The sequence below is a fragment of the Flavobacterium sp. WC2509 genome (assembly GCF_052683105.1).
Map to the genome: position 1 here is coordinate 2619775 of NZ_JBQZFG010000001.1, position 23047 is coordinate 2642821.

The 23047-nt window shown below is 33.9% G+C and carries 22 protein-coding genes; 14 read left to right on the top strand and 8 right to left on the bottom strand.

Annotated features, from left to right (window positions below):
• The first annotated feature begins 4 nt into the window (after positions 1-4).
• From ACUN3A_RS10915 to ACUN3A_RS10925, 3 genes are read left to right on the top strand one after another with little or no spacing between them, the layout of a single operon-like run.
• Positions 5-451 (top strand): deoxycytidylate deaminase, encoded by a 447-nt coding sequence (locus ACUN3A_RS10915; protein ID WP_445551325.1) that lies wholly within the window; start codon positions 5-7, stop codon positions 449-451.
• On the top strand, positions 441-2018 hold the full coding sequence (locus tag ACUN3A_RS10920; protein WP_445551326.1) for a S41 family peptidase: 1578 nt from the start codon (positions 441-443) through the stop codon (positions 2016-2018). The genes ACUN3A_RS10915 and ACUN3A_RS10920 overlap by 11 nt, the downstream gene beginning before the upstream one ends.
• Before the next feature lie 10 nt (positions 2019-2028).
• Positions 2029-2340, top strand: a complete 312-nt coding sequence (locus ACUN3A_RS10925) for a hypothetical protein (protein WP_445551327.1) — start codon at positions 2029-2031, stop codon at positions 2338-2340.
• A 7-nt stretch (positions 2341-2347) separates the two neighbouring features.
• On the opposite strand, the gene ACUN3A_RS10930 is transcribed toward ACUN3A_RS10925, so the two are convergent.
• From ACUN3A_RS10930 to ACUN3A_RS10940, 3 genes are all read right to left on the bottom strand, one after another.
• Positions 2348-2953 (bottom strand): FAD-dependent oxidoreductase, encoded by a 606-nt coding sequence (locus ACUN3A_RS10930; RefSeq protein ID WP_445551328.1) that lies wholly within the window; start codon positions 2951-2953, stop codon positions 2348-2350.
• A 2-nt stretch (positions 2954-2955) separates the two neighbouring features.
• Complete coding sequence (locus ACUN3A_RS10935) at positions 2956-3159, bottom strand: hypothetical protein (protein ID WP_115811113.1); 204 nt, start codon at positions 3157-3159, stop codon at positions 2956-2958.
• A gap of 121 nt (positions 3160-3280) precedes the next feature.
• Positions 3281-3856, bottom strand: a complete 576-nt coding sequence (locus tag ACUN3A_RS10940) for a MarC family protein (RefSeq protein WP_445552832.1) — start codon at positions 3854-3856, stop codon at positions 3281-3283.
• A gap of 275 nt (positions 3857-4131) precedes the next feature.
• On the opposite strand from ACUN3A_RS10940, the gene ACUN3A_RS10945 reads away from it, so the two are divergent.
• The 5 genes from ACUN3A_RS10945 to ACUN3A_RS10965 all read left to right on the top strand — a co-directional run bounded on the left by ACUN3A_RS10945 (position 4132) and on the right by ACUN3A_RS10965 (position 9325).
• The gene (locus tag ACUN3A_RS10945) at positions 4132-4704 is read left to right on the top strand and encodes a DUF3109 family protein (protein ID WP_445551329.1); all 573 of its coding nucleotides are present in this window, start codon (positions 4132-4134) and stop codon (positions 4702-4704) included.
• Positions 4705-4963: 259 nt separating this feature from the next.
• Positions 4964-5941 (top strand): ribonucleotide-diphosphate reductase subunit beta, encoded by a 978-nt coding sequence (locus ACUN3A_RS10950; RefSeq protein WP_445551330.1) that lies wholly within the window; start codon positions 4964-4966, stop codon positions 5939-5941.
• 252 nt (positions 5942-6193) lie between these two features.
• Positions 6194-8614 (top strand): ribonucleoside-diphosphate reductase subunit alpha, encoded by a 2421-nt coding sequence (locus ACUN3A_RS10955; protein WP_445551331.1) that lies wholly within the window; start codon positions 6194-6196, stop codon positions 8612-8614.
• A 205-nt stretch (positions 8615-8819) separates the two neighbouring features.
• Positions 8820-9026 (top strand): addiction module protein, encoded by a 207-nt coding sequence (locus ACUN3A_RS10960; protein ID WP_100432242.1) that lies wholly within the window; start codon positions 8820-8822, stop codon positions 9024-9026.
• Positions 9026-9325 carry a type II toxin-antitoxin system RelE/ParE family toxin gene (locus ACUN3A_RS10965; protein ID WP_445551332.1) on the top strand — a complete coding sequence of 100 codons (300 nt, stop codon included), beginning with the start codon at positions 9026-9028 and terminating at the stop codon, positions 9323-9325. The genes ACUN3A_RS10960 and ACUN3A_RS10965 overlap by 1 nt, the downstream gene beginning before the upstream one ends.
• A 77-nt stretch (positions 9326-9402) precedes the next feature.
• On the opposite strand, the gene ACUN3A_RS10970 is transcribed toward ACUN3A_RS10965, so the two are convergent.
• Complete coding sequence (locus ACUN3A_RS10970; protein WP_445551333.1) at positions 9403-11151, bottom strand: ABC transporter ATP-binding protein; 1749 nt, start codon at positions 11149-11151, stop codon at positions 9403-9405.
• A gap of 122 nt (positions 11152-11273) precedes the next feature.
• Between ACUN3A_RS10970 and ACUN3A_RS10975 the strand changes: the two genes are divergently transcribed.
• Positions 11274-11561, top strand: coding sequence for an ArsR/SmtB family transcription factor (locus ACUN3A_RS10975; RefSeq protein WP_445551334.1), 288 nt, complete (start codon positions 11274-11276; stop codon positions 11559-11561).
• 68 nt (positions 11562-11629) lie between these two features.
• Positions 11630-12379: an SDR family oxidoreductase gene (locus tag ACUN3A_RS10980; RefSeq protein WP_445551335.1), complete on the top strand. Its 750-nt coding sequence runs from the start codon at positions 11630-11632 to the stop codon at positions 12377-12379.
• 132 nt (positions 12380-12511) lie between these two features.
• Here the strand turns inward: ACUN3A_RS10980 and metE are convergent, their stop codons facing one another.
• The gene (gene metE / locus ACUN3A_RS10985; protein WP_445551336.1) at positions 12512-14836 is read right to left on the bottom strand and encodes a 5-methyltetrahydropteroyltriglutamate--homocysteine S-methyltransferase; all 2325 of its coding nucleotides are present in this window, start codon (positions 14834-14836) and stop codon (positions 12512-12514) included.
• Between the two features lie 156 nt (positions 14837-14992).
• Between metE and ACUN3A_RS10990 the strand changes: the two genes are divergently transcribed.
• The 4 genes from ACUN3A_RS10990 to ACUN3A_RS11005 all read left to right on the top strand — a co-directional run bounded on the left by ACUN3A_RS10990 (position 14993) and on the right by ACUN3A_RS11005 (position 19149).
• On the top strand, positions 14993-15454 hold the full coding sequence (locus tag ACUN3A_RS10990; RefSeq protein ID WP_445551337.1) for an Lrp/AsnC family transcriptional regulator: 462 nt from the start codon (positions 14993-14995) through the stop codon (positions 15452-15454).
• Between the two features lie 252 nt (positions 15455-15706).
• On the top strand, positions 15707-17053 hold the full coding sequence (locus ACUN3A_RS10995; RefSeq protein WP_445551338.1) for a deoxyguanosinetriphosphate triphosphohydrolase: 1347 nt from the start codon (positions 15707-15709) through the stop codon (positions 17051-17053).
• Between the two features lie 46 nt (positions 17054-17099).
• Complete coding sequence (locus tag ACUN3A_RS11000; RefSeq protein WP_445551339.1) at positions 17100-17645, top strand: lysozyme inhibitor LprI family protein; 546 nt, start codon at positions 17100-17102, stop codon at positions 17643-17645.
• A gap of 100 nt (positions 17646-17745) precedes the next feature.
• Positions 17746-19149 (top strand): glycoside hydrolase family 140 protein, encoded by a 1404-nt coding sequence (locus tag ACUN3A_RS11005; protein WP_445551340.1) that lies wholly within the window; start codon positions 17746-17748, stop codon positions 19147-19149.
• A gap of 31 nt (positions 19150-19180) precedes the next feature.
• Here ACUN3A_RS11005 and ACUN3A_RS11010 read toward each other — a convergent pair whose 3' ends face one another.
• The 3 genes from ACUN3A_RS11010 to ACUN3A_RS11020 are packed head-to-tail and all read right to left on the bottom strand — an operon-like array spanning position 19181 to position 22997.
• Positions 19181-20194 (bottom strand): DUF3078 domain-containing protein, encoded by a 1014-nt coding sequence (locus ACUN3A_RS11010; protein ID WP_445551341.1) that lies wholly within the window; start codon positions 20192-20194, stop codon positions 19181-19183.
• A 40-nt stretch (positions 20195-20234) separates the two neighbouring features.
• A complete protein-coding gene (locus ACUN3A_RS11015) occupies positions 20235-22016 on the bottom strand; it encodes a 1-deoxy-D-xylulose-5-phosphate synthase (protein ID WP_445551342.1) in 1782 nt (593 codons plus the stop codon).
• A 39-nt stretch (positions 22017-22055) separates the two neighbouring features.
• Positions 22056-22997 (bottom strand): hypothetical protein, encoded by a 942-nt coding sequence (locus ACUN3A_RS11020; protein WP_445551343.1) that lies wholly within the window; start codon positions 22995-22997, stop codon positions 22056-22058.
• Positions 22998-23047: the final 50 nt, after the last annotated feature.

A 23047-nucleotide genomic window follows, 5' to 3' on the forward strand; every position in this document is an offset into this window, starting at 1 on the left:
TATAATGGAAAAAAATAAATTGAATAAATACGATAAAGCATATTTAAGAATGGCCACCGAGTGGGGTTTATTGTCCTATTGCACCAGAAAACAAGTAGGTGCCATTATTGTAAAAGACCGAATGATTATTTCTGATGGTTACAATGGAACGCCATCTGGTTTTGAAAATCGTTGTGAAGATGAAAATGGTTTGACACGCTGGGATGTTTTACATGCCGAGGCCAATGCCATATTAAAAGTAGCAAGATCTACTCAGTCCTGCGAAGGAGCTACTTTGTATATCACGCTTTCCCCTTGTAAAGATTGTAGCAAACTCATTCATCAATCTGGAATAAAAAGAGTGGTGTATCATAATGGGTATCGCGATGATTCTGGATTGCAATTTTTAATTAAGGCAGGAATAGAAGTAGCGCACATTCCCGTCTTAGAAGACGAAGAAAATGAAATTTGATAATAAATATTTACCCATAGTTATTGGATGTATTTTTGCACTTGGAATTTTTATAGGTAGTCTTTCTGGCTCGCCGTCTTCTAAATCTTTTATTAGTAAAAAAAATACCAAAGAAAAGCTTGATAAACTGATTGATTTCATCGACAATGAATATGTTGATGATGTCAATACTGATTCAATAGTAAGCTTTACTGTTGATAATATTTTAGCAAAGTTAGATCCACATTCTGTATATATTCCACCACAAGAACAATCTGAAATTGCCGAAACTATGAAAGGTGATTTTGTGGGTATTGGTATTAATTTTTACATGTTTAAAGATTCTGTTGCTGTTATAACTCCTCTAAAAAATGGACCTTCGGCTAAAGCAGGAATAAAAGCAGGAGATCGTATTTTATTTGCAGATAAAACGAAATTATTTGGGCGAAAATTGCCAAATGACAGTTTGTATGCTAAGCTAAAAGGAGAAGTTGGCTCTCAAATAGAATTGACAGTTTACCGCAAATCGGAAAACAAAAAATTGAAAATCAAACTCAAACGGGATATTATTCCGTTGAAAAGTGTTGATGTTGCGATACGATTAAATGCAACTACTGGTTATGTCAAAATTAATCGTTTTGCCGAAACTACTTATGCTGAATTTCAAACCGCTTTGGCTACTTTGAAAAAACAAGGCGTAAAATCTCTTGTAATCGACGTTCGTGATAATGGTGGAGGTTATATGGAAGAAGCAATTGGTATTGCCGATGAGTTTTTGAAAGACAATACGTTGATTGTTTTTACCAAAAGTGCAAAAGAAGCAACCGAAGAAATGTATGCTACTGAAAAAGGCAGTTTTGAAACTGGTAAGGTATTTGTTTTGATTAATGAAAATAGTGCTTCGGCTAGTGAGATTTTAGCGGGAGCAATACAGGATAATGATCGTGGTACGATTGTAGGAAGACGTTCTTTTGGTAAAGGTTTGGTTCAGCGTGAAATGGATTTTAATGATGGTTCAGCGGTCCGACTTACAATTGCCAGATATTATACGCCGACAGGTAGATCAATTCAAAAACCGTATGCCAAAGGGAATGAAGAGTATTTTAAAGAATCAGAATCTCGCTTTTTACACGGAGAATTGTATAAAAAAGATAGTATAAAAGTAGTCGATTCCTTGAAGTTTAAAACTAAAAAAGGAAAAATCGTTTATGGAGGCGGAGGGATTGTTCCTGATGTTTTTGTGCCTTTGGAAGCTGAACATGGAGCTGAAAATATCTCGTATTTATTGCAATCTGGAATTGTAGGTCATTTTGTTTTCGAACAATTAGATAAAAACAGAAATGCTTTCGCAAAAGAAACTTTTGATCAATTTCGAACTAAAATCAATGGATCTGATTTGTATTTTAATGCTTTTCAAAAATATCTTACTCAAAATGGACTAGAGATTGCTTTGAAGAATTATAAAGTTTTAGTCAAAAGATATGTCAATGCTGAATTTGCGCGACAATTGTACGGTGATATTTATTATTATCAAATGATTTTGAAAGATGATGCAATGATAAAAGCAGTTTTGAATTTAAAGCAGTAAAAAAATAAATATGAAAAATATACTTCGATTTTCGGCAATTTTAATGCTTCTGGTTTTTTTAATTTCTTGTGCTTGTATAAAAAATAAAAATACAATCTCAGGAAAAGTAATAGCTGTTGAGTTTGGAAAAGACGGTTATACAGCAAAAATTAACTCGGATAAAAATGAAGTTTATTTTGCAATAATTAGTATCGTAAATGTTGGCGGTCCTCAAAATTACAAACTACTTAAAGAAGGGGAAGAAGTTTCGCTAAAAGGAGAAATCTGGAAAACCGAAACCGAAAATCATATAAAAGTTAAAGAGATAATTGCGATTAAGTAAAATTAATCTATCGAATACTATCGTGAGAATGAGTTTGTGTGCCTTCATTCCATAAAGTAAGTAAATCGGTAGCAACAGCGGCACCACTTCCTGCGGCAATCGCCAATTGACTTCTCCATCCAGCAAGAGTTCCTATTACATAAATACCATCGGTTACTTTATGGTCAATGTTCTTAAGTTGGATTCTTTGTTTTTCGGGTAAAGCTTTTTTGTGAGGCTCAACATATTGCATCAAACCTTCGATGGCAAATGTATTAGCAGAACCAATTCCAATTACAACGTTACAGGTTTTGTAAGAGTCTTTGTTGGTAATAACAGTAAATTCTGGGTAGCTTCCTTCGATTTTTAATACTTTTTCTTCAGGAATTTGTGTGATATGAGGGTAGCTTTGGGATAAATTAGCAGTGCTTTCGATTAGTAAATCGGAGCCTAATTTCCCTGGAGCAATTCCATAAGCATTGTTGAAAAGTGCTTCTTGTAGTGCTGAAGTCTTTTGATGAGTAAAGATTCCAATTCTTTTATTCGTAACAAACGCTTTGTTTTTGGCAGAGCCTAATACCAATGCACATGACATTCCTGAAACGCCTCCGCCTATAATTAATACGTCAAACATTGTTATGCGTTATCGTTCATTTTTTCAACTATTTTTTTAGACATTCTAAAAATTAGAAGAATTAATACAGCACAAAATGAAGCGACTACACCAACAAGGGCTATTACACTATCTCCTTTAAATGGATTTTGAAAATCAATCAAAGTGATGTTAAAAACAAGAAGTGAAACGGCTAAAAGCACTAAGATGTTAGTGAAAATTTTCATAGTTGAGTTTATTTGCTTTTATGGGTAATTTTTTAATCAATAAATCGTTTTTTTGATACGGTTAGATATTAAGTAATCATTACCATTAAAATATTAGTGGGTAAATGTATTAATTTTTATTTTAGAGAAACAAACCTTTAACATTCGCAGCAAATAATTTAACAGCTATTGCTAAAAGAACAACACCAAAAGTCTTACGAATCACTCCAAGTCCGTTCTTTCCTAGCATTTTCTCGATTTTACCCGATGATTTCAAAACAATGTATACGAGTATTATATTTAGTACAATGGCAATGACAATATTTAGTGTATGAAATTGTGAACGTAAAGAGAGTAAAGTCGTCATAGTACCCGCACCTGCAATAAGTGGAAAAGCTAGTGGAACTATCGAAGCCGAACTAGCTTCCTCGTCTCGATAAAGGTGAATTCCTAAAATCATTTCCAATGCTAAAAAGAATAATACAAATGATCCTGCTACAGCAAATGAGTGAACGTCGATTCCTATGAGTCCCAAGAATTCTTCTCCTATAAATAAAAAAAGAATCATAATCAATCCTGCAACTATAGCTGCTTTTTCTGATTCGATATGACCATGTTTTGCTCGCAACCCAACGATGATTGGAATGGAACCTACAATATCAATTACAGCAAAAAGAACCATGCTTACGGTTATTATCTCCTTTAGATTGAAATTCATCATAGTATTAAAATTTTTAATGAATAATTAAGTAAGAATCATTTAGACTTTCAAAAATACGGATATATTTTTCATCTTAAGAGTTGTATTGTTAAATCGTCAGTTTTTGTTTTATTAAATAATGCTCAGATAATTAATAGGTTACTGTTGTAAGTGATAAAGTGAATTTGTTATTTATGTAAGTAAAATTGTTGCAATGTGTTAATTTGTTTTGTTTAAAGGCGTAAGTTTAAATGGATGTTTTTATTTCCTGAATCTTTAGTTACCTTTGCAAAATGTTTCAACTAGGAAAAACCATCGTCTCGGAGGATATACTCGAAAAAGAATTTGTTTGTAATTTATCAGCTTGCAAAGGGGCTTGTTGCGTCGATGGCGATGCTGGCGCTCCATTGAGTTTAGAGGAAACAAAGATATTGGAAGAGATATATCCTAAAGTAAAACCATTTTTAAGAAAACAAGGAATTGAGGCTATCGAAGCGCAAGGAACTTGGGTAAATGGAACTGATGGCGACCTTGAAACACCACTAATTGATAATAAAGACTGCGCTTACGTAATCTTTGATGGGAAAACGGCGCTTTGTGGAATAGAGCAAGCCTATAACCAAGGAATAGTTGACTGGAAAAAACCTGTTTCTTGTCATTTATACCCAATCCGAGTAAAAGATTTTACCGAATTTGCAGCAGTTAATTATGATAAATGGGATATCTGCGATGCAGCCTGTTCTTTAGGGCAAGAACTCGAAGTTCCGGTTTATAAATTTGTCAAAGAAGCACTTGTTCGTCGCTTTGGAAACGACTGGTATTTGGAGCTTGAAAAAGTTGCCGAAGACTTAAAAAAAGGCCTGTAAGAGCAACTCTTAAATTTACCATATTTCTTTTAAATCTCATTGTTTAATGGGTATCTACATCGTTTTATTAGGTATAATTATTTGATAATCAATAAAATAAAATTTGAATGAAAAATACTATAATTTTATTTCATTGTTAAAAACTAAGAGGTATTGTGAATAAGTTTGGCTTTTAATAACCGCATTATTTCACAATCTTTGTAATTCAATTTTCGCATTCATTTTCATTATAAAACATCAAAATAAACATCCAAATCAAATGTCTAAAATAGAACCAATTTTACAAGAAAACAAGAATCGATTTGTAATTTTCCCTATCAAACACCAAGATATTTGGGAGTTTTATAAATCAATGGAAGCTAGTTTTTGGACTGCTGAAGAAATTGATTTATCTCAAGATTTAAATGACTGGAATAATAAGTTAAGTGATGATGAGCGTTATTTTATAAAACACATCTTGGCGTTTTTTGCAGCTTCTGATGGAATTGTAAATGAAAATTTGGCTGAAAATTTTGTGAATGAAGTGCAATATGCTGAAGCGAAATTTTTCTATGGTTTCCAGATTATGATGGAAAACATTCATAGCGAAACCTATTCTCTTTTGATTGATACTTATGTAAAAGATGAAGCTGAAAAAGCAGAATTGTTTAATGCTCTAGATGTTTTTCCTGCTATTAGAAAGAAAGCAGATTGGGCATTAAAATGGATTGAATCAGATTCTTTTGCTGAAAGATTAATTGCTTTTGCAGCAGTAGAAGGAATTTTCTTTTCAGGAGCATTTTGTTCTATTTATTGGTTGAAAAAACGTGGATTAATGCCAGGTTTAACATTTTCAAATGAGTTGATTTCCCGTGATGAAGGTGTTCACTGTGATTTTGCGGTACACTTACATAATCACCATTTGATTAATAAAGTGCCAAAAGAAAGAATTAGAAGTATCATTGTTGATGCTTTGAATATAGAAAGAGAATTTATCACCGAGTCGCTTCCTGTAAGTTTGATTGGGATGAATGCTGGTTTAATGACACAATATCTAGAATTTGTAGCCGACAGGTTATTAGTAGAATTGGGTTGTGATAGAGAATACAATGTTTCAAATCCATTCGATTTTATGGATATGATTTCACTTCAAGGGAAAACTAATTTCTTCGAGAAAAAAGTTGCTGAATATCAAAAATCAGGAGTTAAAGTTTCTGAAGGCGATTCCCAAAAAATAAGTTTTGACGCGGATTTTTAAAATACAGTTAAAATAAAACAAGTAAAGAATAGTTATATTAAGTAGTTTGTCAGATTTCCCCCAAATCTAAAAAGCTAAGTTGATTCAGCCCGATTCATTTCGGGATATATGACGGCGTTTTGTTTCATTTCATTTTATGCGATGAAACAAAGTATCGAAGTACGTTATGGATTGACGCTGAGTAAAAAAAGTGAATTATGAATCCCTACTGTTCGTAATTCATAATTCATTCACAAATAAATATCATAGAGTATGTACGTAGTAAAAAGAGACGGCCACAAAGAGCCTGTAATGTTTGACAAAATTACAGAGAGAATTAAAAAGTTGTGTTATGGCTTGAATGAATTGGTAGATCCAGTTAAAGTAGCTATGCGAGTTATTGAAGGTTTATATGATGGAGTTTCTACATCTGAGCTAGACAATCTTGCTGCAGAAACTGCTGCTTCTATGACAATTGCTCACCCGGATTACGCACAATTGGCTGCTCGTATTGCGATATCAAATCTACATTCAAATACTAAAAAATCATTCTCGGAAACGATGAATGAAATGTATCATTATATCAATCCAAGAACCAACCAGGAATCACCTTTATTAGCCGAAGAGGTTCATAAAGTAATCATGGATAATGCGGCATTTTTGGATTCTCATATTATTTACACAAGAGATTTTAACTACGATTATTTCGGTTTCAAAACCTTGGAAAGGTCGTATTTATTGAAAATAAACGGTAAAATCGTAGAGCGTCCACAACACATGTTGATGCGTGTCGCTGTTGGGATTCACTTAGACGATTTAAAATCGGTGATGGAGACTTATGACTTAATGTCTAAAAAGTATTTCACTCACGCAACTCCAACTTTGTTCAATGCTGGTACTCCAAAACCTCAAATGTCTTCTTGTTTCCTTTTGGCAATGCAGGATGACAGTATTGACGGTATTTATGATACTTTAAAACAAACAGCAAAAATCTCGCAATCAGCGGGTGGGGTAGGACTTTCTATTCACAATGTTCGCGCAACGGGTTCTTATATTCGTGGTACAAACGGTACTTCAAACGGAATTGTGCCAATGTTGAGAGTCTTCAACGATACCGCTCGTTATGTAGATCAAGGAGGAGGAAAAAGAAAAGGAAGTTTTGCAATTTACATCGAAACTTGGCATGCCGATATCTTCGACTTCTTAGATTTGAAAAAGAATACCGGTAAAGAAGAAATGCGTGCAAGAGATTTATTCTTCGCAATGTGGACTTCAGATTTATTCATGAAACGTGTTCAGGAAGATTCTACTTGGACTTTGATGTGTCCTAACGAATGTCCAGGTTTGTATGATGTGTATGGAGAAGAATTCGAAGCTTTATATACTGATTATGAATTTAGAGGAAAAGGTAGAAAAACTATCAAAGCTCGTGAATTATGGGAAAAAATTCTAGAATCTCAAATCGAGACTGGAACTCCTTATATGTTGTATAAAGATGCGGCTAACAGAAAATCAAACCAAAAAAATCTAGGTACCATTCGCTCTTCGAATTTATGTACTGAGATTATGGAATTTACTTCAAGTGATGAGGTAGCTGTTTGTAATTTGGCGTCTATTTCGTTGCCAATGTTTGTTGAAAACGGAGCATTCAATCACCAATTATTATACGATGTTGCCAAACGTGTGACTCGTAACTTGAACAGAGTAATCGACAGAAATTACTATCCTGTAAAAGAAGCTGAAAACTCCAATTTGCGTCACAGACCAATCGGTCTTGGAGTACAGGGATTAGCTGATGCTTTTATCATGTTGCGTTTACCTTTTACAAGTGATGAAGCTAAAACATTAAACCAAGAAATATTCGAAACACTTTACTTCGCAGCTTGTACCGCCTCTATGGAAATGGCAATTGAAGAAGGGCCTTATTCTACTTTCAAAGGTTCTCCAATGTCAAATGGAGAATTCCAACACAATTTGTGGGGAATGAAAGACGAAGAATTATCAGGAAGATGGGATTGGGCTTCGCTTAGAAAAGAAGTGGTTAAAAACGGTGTTCGTAACTCGTTATTAGTTGCGCCAATGCCAACAGCTTCAACTTCTCAAATTTTAGGTAACAACGAAGCATTCGAACCATATACTTCGAATATCTATACAAGACGTGTGTTGTCTGGTGAATTCATTGTAGTGAATAAACATTTACTACATGACTTGGTAAGACTTGGATTATGGAATGAGAACTTGAAACAAGAAATCATGCGTCAAAACGGATCGGTTCAAAATATTGATATCATTCCGCAAGACTTGAAAGAATTGTACAAAACTGTTTGGGAAATGTCTATGAAAGATATTATCGATATGTCCCGTCAAAGAGGATATTTTGTAGATCAGTCACAATCATTGAACTTGTTTATGCAAGATGCCAATTATTCTAAATTGACTTCTATGCACTTCTACGCTTGGCAATCTGGTTTGAAAACTGGAATGTACTACTTGAGAACAAAAGCGGCTGTTGATGCGATTAAATTCACATTAAACAATGATAAAAAAGAGGAAGTAATTCCAGATTCTAAACAACAAGCAAGAGTTCTTGAAGCTGTTGAGGTGGAAGCTCAAATGACTCCCGAAGAATACAGAGCAATGATTGAATTAGCTAAAAATGCTGGTCCAGATGAATGCGAAATGTGTGGGTCTTAATTAGGATGAAAGAACAAAGAATATAGAGAACAGCTGTCAATTATGATGGCTGTTTTTTTTTGGAGCTATTTCCCGCTTTTTGTTTCAATCTTTTTTTCGGCGAAAAGCCTCAAAAAAGGATTTCCACTACAATCGGGGCTAGGGAGTTATTGATTCATAATTAATTTTGTTTAAATTTGTGTATTCAATACTAATGCAATGAGTTATGGAAATTAAAAATTTGTCTAAATACAGCAATGCTGAAAAAATTGTTCTTGCCGAGCAATTATGGGACAGTGTTTCTAAAAATGATTTAGAAATTTCTGATGATGTGAAAAGAGAATTAGATATTCGAATAAAAAATTTGGAAGAAGGGAAAACGGAATTATATACTTGGGATGAGGTTAAAAACCATTTAAAAAGTATTCGATAGTGTATAAAATTCATTTCGTAAAAGAAGCGTTATTTGATATTGAAGATATTGTTCTTTGGTATGAAGAACAAAGAATAGGGCTTTCTTATGATTTTGAACTTTGTCTAGAAGCAGGAATTGATACTATTTTGAGAAATCCAGATGTATTTCAAAAAAGATATAAAAATATAAAGGTTAGATTTATTTCACGGTTCCCTTATGGGATTCATTATAGATTTGATAAGGGCGAAATTATTGTTATTGGCGTTTTTCATACCTCGCGTTCTCCTAAAAACTGGTCTAAAAGATTGGGATTATAAAATACAAACCCTAGTAAATCAAAATCTACTAGGGTTTTTTAATTGTAAATTATTCAAAATAATTAGAAAAAAACTCGTTACTTTCTCTCCCCAATCTGCTGTCTCCACATCGCATAATACAAGCCTTTTTCATCCAATAAATCTTGATGTTTGCCTTGTTCAATAATTTGTCCTTGTTCCAAAACAAATATCTTATCAGCGTGCATAATGGTCGATAAACGATGCGCAATCAAAACCGTAATTTGGTCTTGCTTAGACGATATGCTTCGAATGGTTTTGGTGATTTCTTCTTCGGTAATCGAATCCAATGCTGATGTTGCTTCGTCAAAAAGCAGTAAATGCGGATTTCTTAGCAATGCTCTGGCAATTGATAAACGTTGTTTCTCTCCTCCCGATACTTTAATACCGCCTTCACCAATAGTGGTGTATATTCCGTTCTCGGCACGAGCCAGTAAATTTTGGCAGGCCGATTTTTGTAAAACATCATTAATTTCTTCGTCGGTAGCATTTGGCTTTACGAACAGTAAATTGTCTTTTATTGTTCCCGAGAATAATTGCGCATCTTGGGTTACAAAACCTAATTGCTGTCTCAACTCGGTAAGGTCAATATCTTTGGCATTTTTCTCATTATAAAAAATAGCGCCTTCAGCAGGATTGTACAGTCCGACAAGCATTTTGACCAAAGTCGTTTTTCCGCTTCCTGACGGACCAACAAAAGCAATGGTTTCGCCAGCTTTTGCATCAAAAGAAATATTTTTTACGGCATAGGAACTGGCAGTTTGGTGTTTGAACGAAATATTCTCAAAACGCAAATGATTGATAGCGCCAATAGTTTTAGGATTTACTGGTGTTTCTTCACTTTTGGAATTCATTAAATCAGCAAAATTATCCATCGAAGCTTTCGTTTCATTATAAGTTGCAATCACATTACCAAGTTCCTGCAGTGGATTAAACAAAAAGAATGAAAAGAACATCAAAGTAATCAAATCTCCAGGTTTGATGATGTCATGAAAAATGAACATATAAAGTGCAAAAACTAAAGTGGTTCGCATAAAATGAACCGTTGTTCCTTGTATGAAACTCAACGAACGGATGAAGCGTACTTTTTTGAGTTCTAATCCAAGGATTTTAATGGTTGTTGCGTTTAATCTGTTGACTTCTTGTTGGGTTAATCCAAGGCTTTTTACAAGTTCAATATTTCGTAGGGATTCGGTTGTAGCCCCTGCCAATGCGGTTGTTTCGCCTAAAATTTCTCTGGATACTTTCTTGATTCTTTTACCTAAAAACGAACTGATAAAAGCGATTACTGGAACGGTTGCCAGAAATATAGGTCCCAAAAGCCAATGAATACTAATTGCATAAACCACGACAAATACGATACCAACTATTGATTGAAAAATCAATGAAATAGATAAAGTAATAAATTTTTCACAGTCAATTTTTACTTTCTGAAGTTTGCCTAAAGTCTCACCGCTTCGTTGGTCTTCAAAATCTTGAAAAGGCAATTGTAGTGCTTTTTGAATTCCATCCGTGTACATTTGCGCACCTGTTCGCTGAATGATGATGTTGGTATAATAATCCTGAAAGTTTTTGGCAATTCTGGAAACCATTGCTGCGCCAAGAGATAATGCCAGCCAACCAATAACTGCTTTGGTAAAGCTAAGCTGATTGTGATTGAAGTTAGCTACACCGACCCCACATTCGTTAAGCAGTTTACCAATAATTATAGAATCGAATAACGAAAAACATTGATTTATTGTGGCCAAAAATAACGCTATGTATAAAAGCGTTTTATGGGTTTTGATGTAGGTATATAAAATTTTCATAGAGAATGTTTTAAAGGAAATAATTCAAATCTAAAATTAGTAGATGAAGTAGTGTTGGTGCAAATTTAGAAAATATATCGAAATATTTCGATGTATTAAAAATATATTTTTATCTTTGCCTCATGATTACAAGTTTAAACATAAAACAAGTCGAAAAAATCTCAAAAGCTTTGGGCGATCCTTATCGTTTAAAGATTATGAAGATTGTCAGCAATAGCGAAAGCTGTGTGCAATGCTGTGATGTTTCGGCTGAGTTTAATCTGGCCCAATCTACTATGTCGCATCATATAAAGCAACTTATAGAAGCTGATTTATTGATTGCAGATAAAGAAGGACGTAATTTGAAATTTGTCGTTAACAAAGAAGTTTGCACTGCTTATGCAGACTATATTAACAGTTTAGTGCTTTAGCTTTTTTTTAATCAAAAACATCGAAATATTTAGATATTTAAATACTTAAAATAATCAAACTATAAATAATGAAAAAATTACAAAACAAAGTAGCCGTAATTACAGGAGGTAACAGCGGAATAGGATTAGCAACAGCAAAATTATTTGCAGAACAAGGTGCAAAAGTGGCGATAACAGGCCGTAATAAAAAGACAATTGACGAAGCAGTTTTCGAAATAGGGAACGCTTCGATTGGATTGGTAAGCGATGTTTCGGACATAAATAACATTGATAGAACTTACGGAAATATTAAAGATACTTTTGGAAAAATAGATGTATTGGTAGTAAATGCTGGCGTATTCATTGCTGCACCTTTAGCCGATTACACAGAAGAAATGTTTGACCAAACCAGCGATATTAATTTCAAAGGAGTTTTCTTTACGATTCAAAAAGCATTACCACATCTAAATGATGGTGCTTCGATTATCATTACCGCATCTACGGTTGCTCATAAGGGGTTTGCTACAACGGCAGCTTATTCAGCATCGAAAGCAGCGGTTCGCTCATTGGCAAGAACGTTATCTGCCGAATTATTGGATAGAAATATTCGTGTAAATGTGCTTTCTCCTGGCCCAATTGATACACCAATTTTTTCAAGAGGCGGTGCTTCCGAAGAAGAAGCCAACGGAACAAAAGCACATTTCGCATCAGGAATTCCTGCAAAACGTTTGGGAACTTCAGAAGAAATGGCGGCAGGATTTCTTTATCTAGCTTCCGATGATTCTAAATTTATGATTGGTGGCGAACTATTATTGGATGGTGGAGCAGCGACATTATAATTATTAATTCAAAATAAATGTAAAAGGCTTCATCACGAAGCCTTTTTTTGTAAATAACCATCAAGTAATGATTGCAAATGAATGATGAGCTCTAACTGCAATACACTTCCTTAATGGTTTTTGAAATAAATATTAAACTGTTTCTAAATGAGTAGCAGCAACACGCATTTTTTTAGCCGCATTTACCATCTCGATTAACGCTTTTTTGGTTTCATCCCAATGACGCGTTTTTAAACCACAATCAGGATTTACCCATAATTGATTCGCTGGAATAACAGCTGCTGCTTTTTCAAGCAAGTGAACCATTTCTTCGTTGGAAGGAACACGTGGCGAGTGAATATCATAAACACCAGGGCCTATTTCGTTTGGAAATTTAAAATCGGCAAAAGCATCCAGTAATTCCATTTGCGAACGCGAACATTCAATGGTGATTACGTCGGCATCCATATCGGCAATGTTCTGAATAATATCATTGAATTCGCTGTAACACATGTGGGTGTGAATTTGAGTGTCATCAGCAACACCGCTGGCCGAACTTCTAAAGGCTTTAATTGCCCAATCTAGATAATCAGCCCATTCTTCTTTTCGCAAAGGCAGTCCTTCGCGAATGGCTGGCTCATCAATTTGAATGATTTTGATTCCTGCTTTTTCTAAATCAACAACTTCATCACGAATTGCCAAAGCAATTTGAGTACAAGTTTCAGAACGAGGCTGATCATTACGGACAAAAGACCATTGCAAGATAGTTACTGGTCCGGTAAGCATTCCTTTTACCCATTTTGGAGTCAATGATTGAGCAAATTCAGCCCATTTTACAGTCATAGGCGTTGGACGAGAAACATCACCATAAATAACTGGAGGTTTTACACAACGGCTACCATAACTTTGTACCCAACCATTTTTAGTAAAGGTAAATCCATCCAATTGTTCACCAAAATATTCCACCATATCATTACGCTCAAATTCTCCGTGAACCAAAACGTCAATTCCTGATTCTTCTTGAAAACGAATGGTTTCTTCCGTTTCTTTTTCAAGTAAAGCATCATATTCGGTTTGAGTTAATTCGCCTTTTTTGAATTTAGCTCTCCAGCTTCTTACTTCAGGTGTTTGTGGAAACGAACCAATAGTAGTAGTAGGAAATAATGGTAACTGTAAAGCTTCGGCTTGTTTTATGCGACGAGTAGCAAAAGCGTTTTGACGTTGGTCATCTCCAGTTTTAATTCCTTTAACTCGGTTTTTGACCGCTTCGTTATGAATTAATTTCGAGGTTTTACGGTCTTGATTGGCTAAGGTGTTTTCTGCCAATTCGATGGAATAATCATGGTCAATTTCATTAGAAGCCAATTGTTTCAATAAAGTAACTTCTTTAATTTTTTGTTTTGCAAAAGCCAACCATTGTTTAATCTCTGGAGTCAATGTTGCATCATTAGTCTCTAAATCCAAATCGCAAGGAGAGTGAATTAAAGAACAAGAAGGTGCAACTAAAATTCGATTTTCTCCCAAAGCAGTCACCGCTTTTTCGATAATAGCTAATGACTTTTTGAAATCATTTTTCCAAATATTTCTTCCATCAACAACTCCTAAAGATAGATTGACATTGCTTGCCAATTTTCCCGAGTCTAAAATATCATCCAATTGCAAAGAACAACGTACTAAATCCAAATGAAAAGTATCAACTGGCAAAGCCAAAGCTGTATCGATATTTTCTCCAAAACAATCAAAATAATTGGCTAATATTATTTTTAAAGAAGGAAATTTGTTGTTGATTTCATTGTAAACATAAGTAATCGCTTCACGCTCATTGTTAGTCAAGTTTAAAGCTAAAAAAGGTTCGTCTAATTGAACATAAGTTGCACCTTCAGCTTCTAGTTTTTGTAAAATTTCAAAATAAACTGGAAGTAAATTGTGAATAAGATCTATTCTATGAAAACCTTCTTCTTTTTCTTTTCCAAGTAATAAATACGAAACTGGTCCAATAAGTACTGGCTTAGTTATGATTCCAAGGTTTTTAGCTTCAATAAACTCAGCTATTGCTTTGGTAGAAAACAATTCAAACTTTTGATTTTTGGTAAACTCAGGAACAATATAATGATAGTTGGTATCAAACCATTTAGTCATTTCCATTGCCACTACATCTTGTCCGTTTTTTTGCGCTCCACGAGCCATAGCAAAATACAAATCAAGTGAATTGTTTGTTCTGGCAAATTCAGTGTAGCGTTCAGGAATTGCACCAAGAGTAAGCGTCAGATCCAATACTTGGTCATAGAGTGAAAAATCATTTGAAGGAATCAAATCAATACCATTTTCGGCTTGTAATTTCCAGTTTTGTGTTCTAATTGCGGAACCTGCAGCTAGTAATTCTTCGGCGGAGATTTTTCCAGACCAGTACAATTCATTCGCTTTTTTTAATTCTCTGTTGCTGCCAATTCTTGGGTAACCTAAGTTATTTGTTTTCATTTTATGTCAGTATTTATTGCTGAACAAATGTATAATAATGGTGTTTTGTATTTAAATAATTGCTTTAATAAACCAAAATGAACTAATTTAGATTGTTATTTTAGTTTTTTATCCTGAATTAAATTGTAAAAAGAACCTTAAACAGTAATTATTCCTATGGAAAATATAGATGCAACCGATTTGGCTATTCTAAATCAGCTACAAAACAACTCAAATATTAATATAAAAGAGTTAGCAAGCAGGATAAACTTAACTCCAACTCCTGTTTATGAAAGAATTAAGCGTTTGGAGCGAGATGGTTATATCATGAAATATGTTGCTTTATTAGATAAGCAAAAATTAAAAAGAGGGATGACCGTTTTTTGTAATGTTCGATTAAAAGAACACGCCAAAAACGTTGGAGCCAACTTTGTAAAAGACATTGTGGCGCTTCCAGAAATCATAGAATGCTACAACATCGCCGGAGATTATGATTTTATGTTGAAAATCCTGGTCGAAGATATGTCCAGTTATCAGGATTTTGTGATGAATAAATTGTCCACTATCGAGAATATCGGGAATACCCAAAGTGTCTTTGTTATGGGGGAAATAAAGCATAGTACAGCATTGGCTATTTAATGAAATAGAAATAATTTGGGCGTGACCCCATTGAGAAAAGGGGCTTACTTATAGTGGCGCTTATACAGCCCCTTTCCTCAATGGGGTCGGGCTATCCATGCTACTTCGGTAGCTTATTCCTATCCCTCACGCGCGAGCAACTAACCGCCTTGTAAAGTAATTTAGTTAGATGGAAATCTTAAAATAAAATGTATTTTTGGTTGTTTTAAATCTAAAATCAAAATCCATTAAATCTTCAATCAAAATATCACAATGAACTGGGAACAATTATTATCACTAAAAAGGCAAGGAGACAAAGGGAAAAGATTACGAATCGAGCAAGATGATACCCGTTTAGGTTTCGAAGTAGATTACGACCGAATCATATTCTCTTCTGCTTTTAGAAGTTTACAGGACAAAACACAAGTGATTCCGCTTTCAAAAACCGATTTTGTTCATACTCGTCTAACCCACAGTTTGGAGGTTTCCGTTGTTGGACGCTCATTGGGTAGACTGGTTGGAAAAAAAATCATCGAAAAATATCTACATTTAAAAGAAGTTCATGGCTATCAAATGAATGATTTTGGAGCTATTGTGGCGGCGGCATCTTTGGCTCATGACATTGGGAATCCGCCTTTTGGACACTCTGGCGAAAAAGCTATTGGCGAATATTTTTCGATTGGAAAAGGATTGCAGTACAAAGAACAATTATCTGCCAAAGAATGGCAAGATTTAATAGATTTTGAAGGGAATGCTAATGGATTTTCAGTTTTAAATAGTTCACGACCGGGTGTTGATGGCGGTATTAGGCTTTCCTATGCAACTTTGGGGGCTTTTATGAAATACCCAAAAGAGAGTTTACCTAAAAAACCAACCAAAAATATTGCCGACAAGAAATACGGTTTTTTCCAAACGGACAAGACATTCTTTCAAGAAGTAGCTTCCGAAATGGGAATGATTATTAATAAAAAAGGAGATGATATTGGTTTCGAAAGACACCCTCTTGCTTATCTTGTTGAAGCAGCAGATGATATTTGCTACACCATAATTGACTTTGAAGATGGAATCAACTTAGGTTTGGTTTCGGAGGATTTTGCTTTGGAATATTTGATAAAATTGGTAAAAGACAGTATTGATACTTCCAAATATAAGACATTAGAAACCAAGGAAGATCGAATCAGTTATTTGCGTGCCTTGGCTATTGGGAGTTTAATTAATGATGCCGTAAAAGTTTTTATTGAAAATGAAGAGGCTATTATGAAAGGAGAATTCCCTTTTGCATTAACCGATAAAAGTAAATATAAAGCTCAGATGGATGATATTATAAAAATTAGTGTCAATAATATTTATCAAAGCCGCGAAGTGGTCGAAAAAGAAATTGTTGGTTATCAAATTATACAAACATTACTCGATAAATTTATAACCGCTTTTAATAATAAGTATGATGGTAAATTGTCTAATTATGATGGGTTAATTTTGAAAATGTTGCCCGAAAAACATCAATTGGTTAAGGAGAATTTATATGAAAGATTACTTCATATTTGTCATTTTGTTTCTATGCTTACCGATGGAAATGCGTTGGAGTTATACGATACAATTAATGGCAAAAAAACGAATTAGGTTCTAAATGATATCTTAGGGACAAGTTTTTTTAAAGCTATACTATATGAAACACTTTTTTTTATCAATGATTCTTTGCTTTTTAGGGAATATTGTTCTCGGCCAAAATAGTCTAAAAGAAATATCTCCAGAAATTTTGAAAAAAATAAAAGCAGAAGTGGAAGTCCAAATTCCTAAACTAAAACTGAAATTTTCAAAAGAAGAATTTAATGCTGACGAAATAGAATTCAAAATAGACACATTTCGAATAGAGTCAATAGCATCTAGACGAATTGAAATCGATTATTCAACAGCAGGTATGAATATATCCGTTGCTGAATTGACTACTGCTTATGATAAGTTAATGAATAAGTATTACAGTAAGCTTATGAAATTGCTTAAACCTAAAGACAAGAAGGTTCTTGTTACTGCGCAAAAAGCTTGGTTGGCTTTTCGTGATGCTGAACTTTACCTAATTGGGACTATGACTAATGAGGAATATTCAGGAGGAGGTACAATTCAGTCAAATTTCCGAGTAGGTTCATATTCATCTTTAGTTGTTGAAAGGACATTAAAAATTTTTAATTATTACAACGGAGTTATTAAGAATTAATAAAGAGATGCATTAACACAAGTGTGAGAATGTTTATACTTAATTGGCTTAAAATAAATAAAACAAAGAGAAAGGTTTAAAAAGAATATAAAATCACCAAATGAATTTTAAAATCAAAAGATTATTCGCTTTTTGTATTTGTTTTTTGTCTGTGATATATAGCGGATATTCTCAATCTGCTCAAAAAATAGAAGCTTTACCGAAAATTAAAGTTTCAAAGAATCAACATTATTTTGTTACGGAGTCAGGAAAACCATTTTTTTGGTTGGGAGATACGGCTTGGTTACTTTTTGGAAAATTAGATCGAGCAGGAGTAGAAAACTATTTTCAAGATAGAAAAGAAAAAGGATTTAATGTTGCTCAGGTTATGATTTTGCATACATTAAATGTGACCAATGTGTATGGCGATACTGCTTTGGTTAACGAAGATATTTCAAAACCCTTAATTACACCAGGAAATGATTTTAATAATCCTGTAGAATATGACTATTGGGATCACATCGATTACGTTTTGGATATCGCTCAAAAAAATGGAATTTACGTAGCTATGGTTCCTGTTTGGGGGACAAATGTTGCAAAAGGAAAAAAAGTTAATGAAGAGCAAGCACTGAAATATGCTCAGTTTTTAGCCGATCGATATAAAAATAGAACGAATGTTATTTGGCTAAATGGTGGAGATACTAAAGGAAATGAATTTCAAAATATTTGGAACATAATTGGTAATACAATTAAAAATAGTAATCCGGATCAGTTAATGACTTTTCATCCTTTTGGACGTACTGATTCTTCTGATAATTTTCAAAATGCCAGATGGTTAGAGTTTAATATGTTTCAATCAGGGCACCGCACATATGATCAAGATACATTGAAGAATTCTTTCAAAGAAGATAATTATAAATTTGTTCAAAAAGATTTAACTTTAAAACCTATCAAACCAACTTTGGATGGAGAACCTTCTTATGAAGGAATTCCACATGGTTTGCACGATACTTTACAACCCAAATGGACGGATAAAGATGTGAGACGTTATGGTTATTGGTCTGTTTTTGCAGGTGCTGCAGGTTATACTTACGGACATAGCGCCGTTATGCAAATGTTTCGAAAAGGTGATAAAGCAGCTTATGGAAACAGAGTGCTTTGGTCAGAAGCGATTAACGCTCCAGGGGCTCAACAAATGGGCTATATTAAAAAATTGATGTTGGGTTTTCCATATTTAGAACGTGTTCCTGATCAGTCTTTAGTAGCCAATCAAGGTGAGAAATACGATTATTTGGTAGCTACTCGAGGAAAGAATTATGCTCTTATTTATACCTACAATGGCAGAAAATTGAGTGTCAATATGGGTAAAATTGCAGGAAAGAAAGTCGAAGCCAGTTGGTATAACCCTCGAAATGGAGATATAACCAAAATTGGAGTTTTCGCAAATAAAGGGACTCAAGAATTTCAGCCTTCTGGAAATAAAGAAGATGGGAACGATTGGGTACTGATTTTAAAATCTAATTAGTATTCAATAAAGAATAGAAAAAGTTAGATTATTAAAATATATATTCAACACCAACTCCCAATACTTGTTTTAATTGGACTTTAGCTCCTTCATTATATTTTACTCCATTTTTTTCTGTTATCACATCGATATCTTCATCGTAAACTAAATTGAAGCCGACATTTGCTTTTACATATTGATTAACTTTCAGATAAGAAAAACATTGCCAATCCACATCAATATTTCCAAAATTATGTAAATAATCGGTGTATAAATTTAGACGGTTTTTTAAAATAATATTGGTAAATATTTCTTTTTCAATGTAAGATGTTATTAAGATACCAAGTTCTGTTTTTGATTTACTGCCTTCGGAAATTAAATTTTTATTAGCATCGTAAACGGCTGGTTCTACACCATAAGCACCAGAATTAGCTAATGTTTGATCAAGTACCAATGTACTTTTTAAGGTTAATGGAGATAAGTACAAATTAAAGTTTTCGGGTTTGTAAATGTATTCCGATCCAATCCCTAAAAAGATATAGGCAGGGGCAAAGGGTTTTGAAATAGGATCTTCGATGTTAGGATATTTATATCCATCAGTAAATTGAGTGTTGAAGTTGAATTTTGCCGAATGATACCAATTTGAATTAGGGCTTGTTCTTAATCCATAAGTGGAATTGATTTTGAATACATCATCCGTTTTCCTAAGTTCAATTCCTTCTTGTTTGTTCAAGCCATATCTAAAAAAAAGCTCATTTGACCATACTTGAAGGTCGTCTTTATAGTCATATTTGAATTCTCCTCTAACTAGTCCAGTGATAGCACTTGTTCCTCCAGCACTCCAGTTTACAAAAGCAATCTCTGAAATATCAAGGCCTACGATATTTTTGTGTTTCCAATAGGAAATAGTATCTGGCTTGGTCGTGATAATCCCGTTTGTTAGTTGAGGATTTGTTTTTTCGGTAATAGTGGTGTCTACTAATGTGGTGATTATTTTAATTTGTGAGAAACTACAAATAGAGTAAAATAAAAATAATATTACAAAGAGATTTTTTATTGGAGTCATAACGAAAGCAGTGGTATTTTAGGGTGCAAAATAGTTAATTTCAACAACTTGAAAAAGTTATTTCTAAACTATCAACGGAAATTCCCGAATATTGTTGCAGTTCATTGATAGATCCTTGTTCAATAAATGCATCAGGAATTCCTAAAAGCTGAATTTTTGAAGTATAATTATGGGTGGCCGCAAATTCTAATATACCACTTCCAAAACCTCCTTTTATGCAACCATCTTCAATTGTAATTATGGTTTCAAATTGCTTAAAAATGGTATGTAATTCTGTTTCATCCAATGGTTTTATGAAGGCAAAGTCATAATGGGCAAAATTTTCTGGCTGTTCTATTTTGGCAAGTGCCAAACTAACATTGTTGCCAATAGTTCCAGTAGATAAAATTGCTACTTTTGATCCATTTTTGATGAGTTTTGCTTTTCCAATTGGAATAGTTTCATATTTGCTGAAATAGTTTGTTTCCCAGTTTTTAGTTACACCTCGGCCTCGTGGATAGCGAATAGCAATTGGATGATTTAATCCTGACTGAGCAGTATATAAAATATTTTGTAAGTCGACTTCATTCAAAGGAGCATAAATTATCATGTTTGGAACACAGCGCAAGTAAGCCAAATCGAAAACACCCTGATGTGTTGCTCCGTCTTCTCCGACCAAACCAGCTCTGTCTAAACAAAATATCACAGGTAAATTTTGTAAAGCTACGTCGTGGATAACCTGATCATAGGCTCTTTGTAAAAAAGTAGAGTAAATATTGCAATAGACTATCATTCCTTGAGTAGCCATACCCGCGGATAATGTTACGGCGTGTTGCTCCGCAATTCCTACATCAAAAGCACGTTTTGGGAAAGCGTCCATCATGAATTTTAAAGAACTTCCCGAAGGCATTGCTGGAGTGATTCCAACAATTTTTTCGTTCTTTTTGGCTAAATCTAAAATGGTTAAGCCAAAAACATCTTGGTATTTTGGAGGTAAATGTTCTTCTTGTTTTGGAATAATTTCACCTGTCGAAGCATCAAATTTACCTGGAGCATGGTATTTTACCTGATTTTCTTCGGCTTGTTGTAACCCTTTACCTTTTGTTGTAATTAGATGTAAAAATTTTGGGCCTTTTATTTTTTGCAAACGCTTCAATTCTTTTATCACCGCAAAAAGATCATTGCCATCGATTGGACCCGAATAATTGAAATTAAGAGAGCGAATCATGTTGTTTTGCCTTGGGTTTTTTCCCTCTTTTACGGCAGTGAAATAGTTTTTTAAAGCACCAACGCTCGGATCAATTCCAATGGCGTTATCATTGAGAATAACTAATAAGTTAGCATCTGTAACACCAGCGTGATTTAATCCTTCAAAAGCCATTCCTGAGGCTATTGAAGCATCACCAATAACTGCTATATGCTGTTTTTCAAAATTTCCTTTTAAATTGGAGGCAATTGCCATTCCCAATGCGGCCGAAATGGAAGTAGAGGAGTGTCCTACGCCAAAAGTATCATAAACGCTTTCGCTTCTTTTTGGGAAACCTGAAATACCGTTTAATTGACGATTGGTATGAAAAATGGTTCTTCTTTCGGTTAAAATTTTATGTCCGTAAGCTTGATGACCCACATCCCAAACTAATAAATCTTCGGGGGTGTTAAAAACATAATGCAAAGCAATCGTAAGTTCTACAACGCCAAGGCTGGCACCAAGATGTCCTTCTTTGGTCGCAACAATATTGATAATAAAATCACGTAATTCATGAGCCAATTGAGGAAGTTGAGCTTCATCAAGTAAGCGTAAATCAATTGGGGAATGAATTTGTTCGAGTAAATTGCTTTTCATTATATGATAAAAAGCAAATTTACGGTTTTAAAGTTAAAATTAATCATTTTCGAATTTGGTAATTCGTTCAAGCTTGATAGTGTCAATCTTGGAAGTGATTTTGGTACTAAAGAATGATTTTTTAATAGTGTCTGGTTTTATTGTAAGTGATAATTGAAATTTACAATTCCTTTTCTTTCCGTTTACTTCTCCAGGATACCATTTTTTAGTATTGCTTAATACTCTAACAAGTTCTTCTTTTGTGCCATATCCTAGATCTTTTGAAACGTTTATTGAATCTAATTTACCGTCTTTTTCAATTATAAAAGTGGCAATTAATATGTCATTTAGGAGTTTTGACTCTTTAGTAAACTTAAAATTTTTTTTGATATATTTTTGAAAAAGAATTTCCCCTCCTGCATATTCTGGATACGCACTAATTCCTATTATGCCAAATGTTGTATTGTCTTCATAAACAATATTATTTTGCTTTATTGTTTCCCCGCTACTTATAGTTTTTGGTTTTACAAATTTTACCTGATTTGCTTTTGATGAAGGAGGCGGTGAAAGAAGAGTGTTTTTAGAATTCTGTTTTGGAGGTAATGGTGCGCCAACAGTAATATTTTTTATTTCTGAGGTATCTTCAACAACTTCAATTTTATCAATTTTTTGCTTGTTTCCGTTTTTATCAGAACAACTAAATAAAGTTGTACCCATAGCTATGAACAAAGCCAATAAAAACATCTTATGATAGTGCCTTTGCGAATACAACACTCGATTTGGGATTTGAATTGTCAACGAATCTAATTGAGAATTTTTAAATCTTCCGCAAATGTTGTTGTGCTGTTGAAAATAACTTTGAATTTCATCAGGGAACATATTAGTAAAATCGACTACATTTTTGGAACAGTTTCCACAAAATTTGCCATTGTCTTTTGGTGTCATTTTGTTCCAGTCTTCGTGGCAGGGTTCAGGAATCGTGATTTTATATTTTCTTTCCATAGAATGTGTTTCTGATTTTAAAAGTAATTAAAATTAGTTCAAAAGTGTAT

Coding starts and splice junctions, on each gene's coding strand:
- ACUN3A_RS10955 (WP_445551331.1), top strand. CDS start 6,194: ATGTACGTAGTAAAAAGAGACGGCCACAAAGAGCCTGTAATGTTTGAC.
- ACUN3A_RS10980 (WP_445551335.1), top strand. CDS start 11,630: ATGAAAAAATTACAAAACAAAGTAGCCGTAATTACAGGAGGTAACAGC.
- ACUN3A_RS10945 (WP_445551329.1), top strand. CDS start 4,132: ATGTTTCAACTAGGAAAAACCATCGTCTCGGAGGATATACTCGAAAAA.
- ACUN3A_RS10975 (WP_445551334.1), top strand. CDS start 11,274: ATGATTACAAGTTTAAACATAAAACAAGTCGAAAAAATCTCAAAAGCT.
- ACUN3A_RS10930 (WP_445551328.1), bottom strand. CDS start 2,953: ATGTTTGACGTATTAATTATAGGCGGAGGCGTTTCAGGAATGTCATGT.
- ACUN3A_RS10915 (WP_445551325.1), top strand. CDS start 5: ATGGAAAAAAATAAATTGAATAAATACGATAAAGCATATTTAAGAATG.
- metE (WP_445551336.1), bottom strand. CDS start 14,836: ATGAAAACAAATAACTTAGGTTACCCAAGAATTGGCAGCAACAGAGAA.
- ACUN3A_RS11015 (WP_445551342.1), bottom strand. CDS start 22,016: ATGAAAAGCAATTTACTCGAACAAATTCATTCCCCAATTGATTTACGC.
- ACUN3A_RS10990 (WP_445551337.1), top strand. CDS start 14,993: ATGGAAAATATAGATGCAACCGATTTGGCTATTCTAAATCAGCTACAA.
- ACUN3A_RS10960 (WP_100432242.1), top strand. CDS start 8,820: ATGGAAATTAAAAATTTGTCTAAATACAGCAATGCTGAAAAAATTGTT.
- ACUN3A_RS10920 (WP_445551326.1), top strand. CDS start 441: ATGAAATTTGATAATAAATATTTACCCATAGTTATTGGATGTATTTTT.
- ACUN3A_RS10995 (WP_445551338.1), top strand. CDS start 15,707: ATGAACTGGGAACAATTATTATCACTAAAAAGGCAAGGAGACAAAGGG.
- ACUN3A_RS10940 (WP_445552832.1), bottom strand. CDS start 3,856: ATGAATTTCAATCTAAAGGAGATAATAACCGTAAGCATGGTTCTTTTT.
- ACUN3A_RS11000 (WP_445551339.1), top strand. CDS start 17,100: ATGAAACACTTTTTTTTATCAATGATTCTTTGCTTTTTAGGGAATATT.
- ACUN3A_RS11010 (WP_445551341.1), bottom strand. CDS start 20,194: ATGACTCCAATAAAAAATCTCTTTGTAATATTATTTTTATTTTACTCT.
- ACUN3A_RS11020 (WP_445551343.1), bottom strand. CDS start 22,997: ATGGAAAGAAAATATAAAATCACGATTCCTGAACCCTGCCACGAAGAC.
- ACUN3A_RS10935 (WP_115811113.1), bottom strand. CDS start 3,159: ATGAAAATTTTCACTAACATCTTAGTGCTTTTAGCCGTTTCACTTCTT.
- ACUN3A_RS10950 (WP_445551330.1), top strand. CDS start 4,964: ATGTCTAAAATAGAACCAATTTTACAAGAAAACAAGAATCGATTTGTA.
- ACUN3A_RS11005 (WP_445551340.1), top strand. CDS start 17,746: ATGAATTTTAAAATCAAAAGATTATTCGCTTTTTGTATTTGTTTTTTG.
- ACUN3A_RS10970 (WP_445551333.1), bottom strand. CDS start 11,151: ATGAAAATTTTATATACCTACATCAAAACCCATAAAACGCTTTTATAC.
- ACUN3A_RS10925 (WP_445551327.1), top strand. CDS start 2,029: ATGAAAAATATACTTCGATTTTCGGCAATTTTAATGCTTCTGGTTTTT.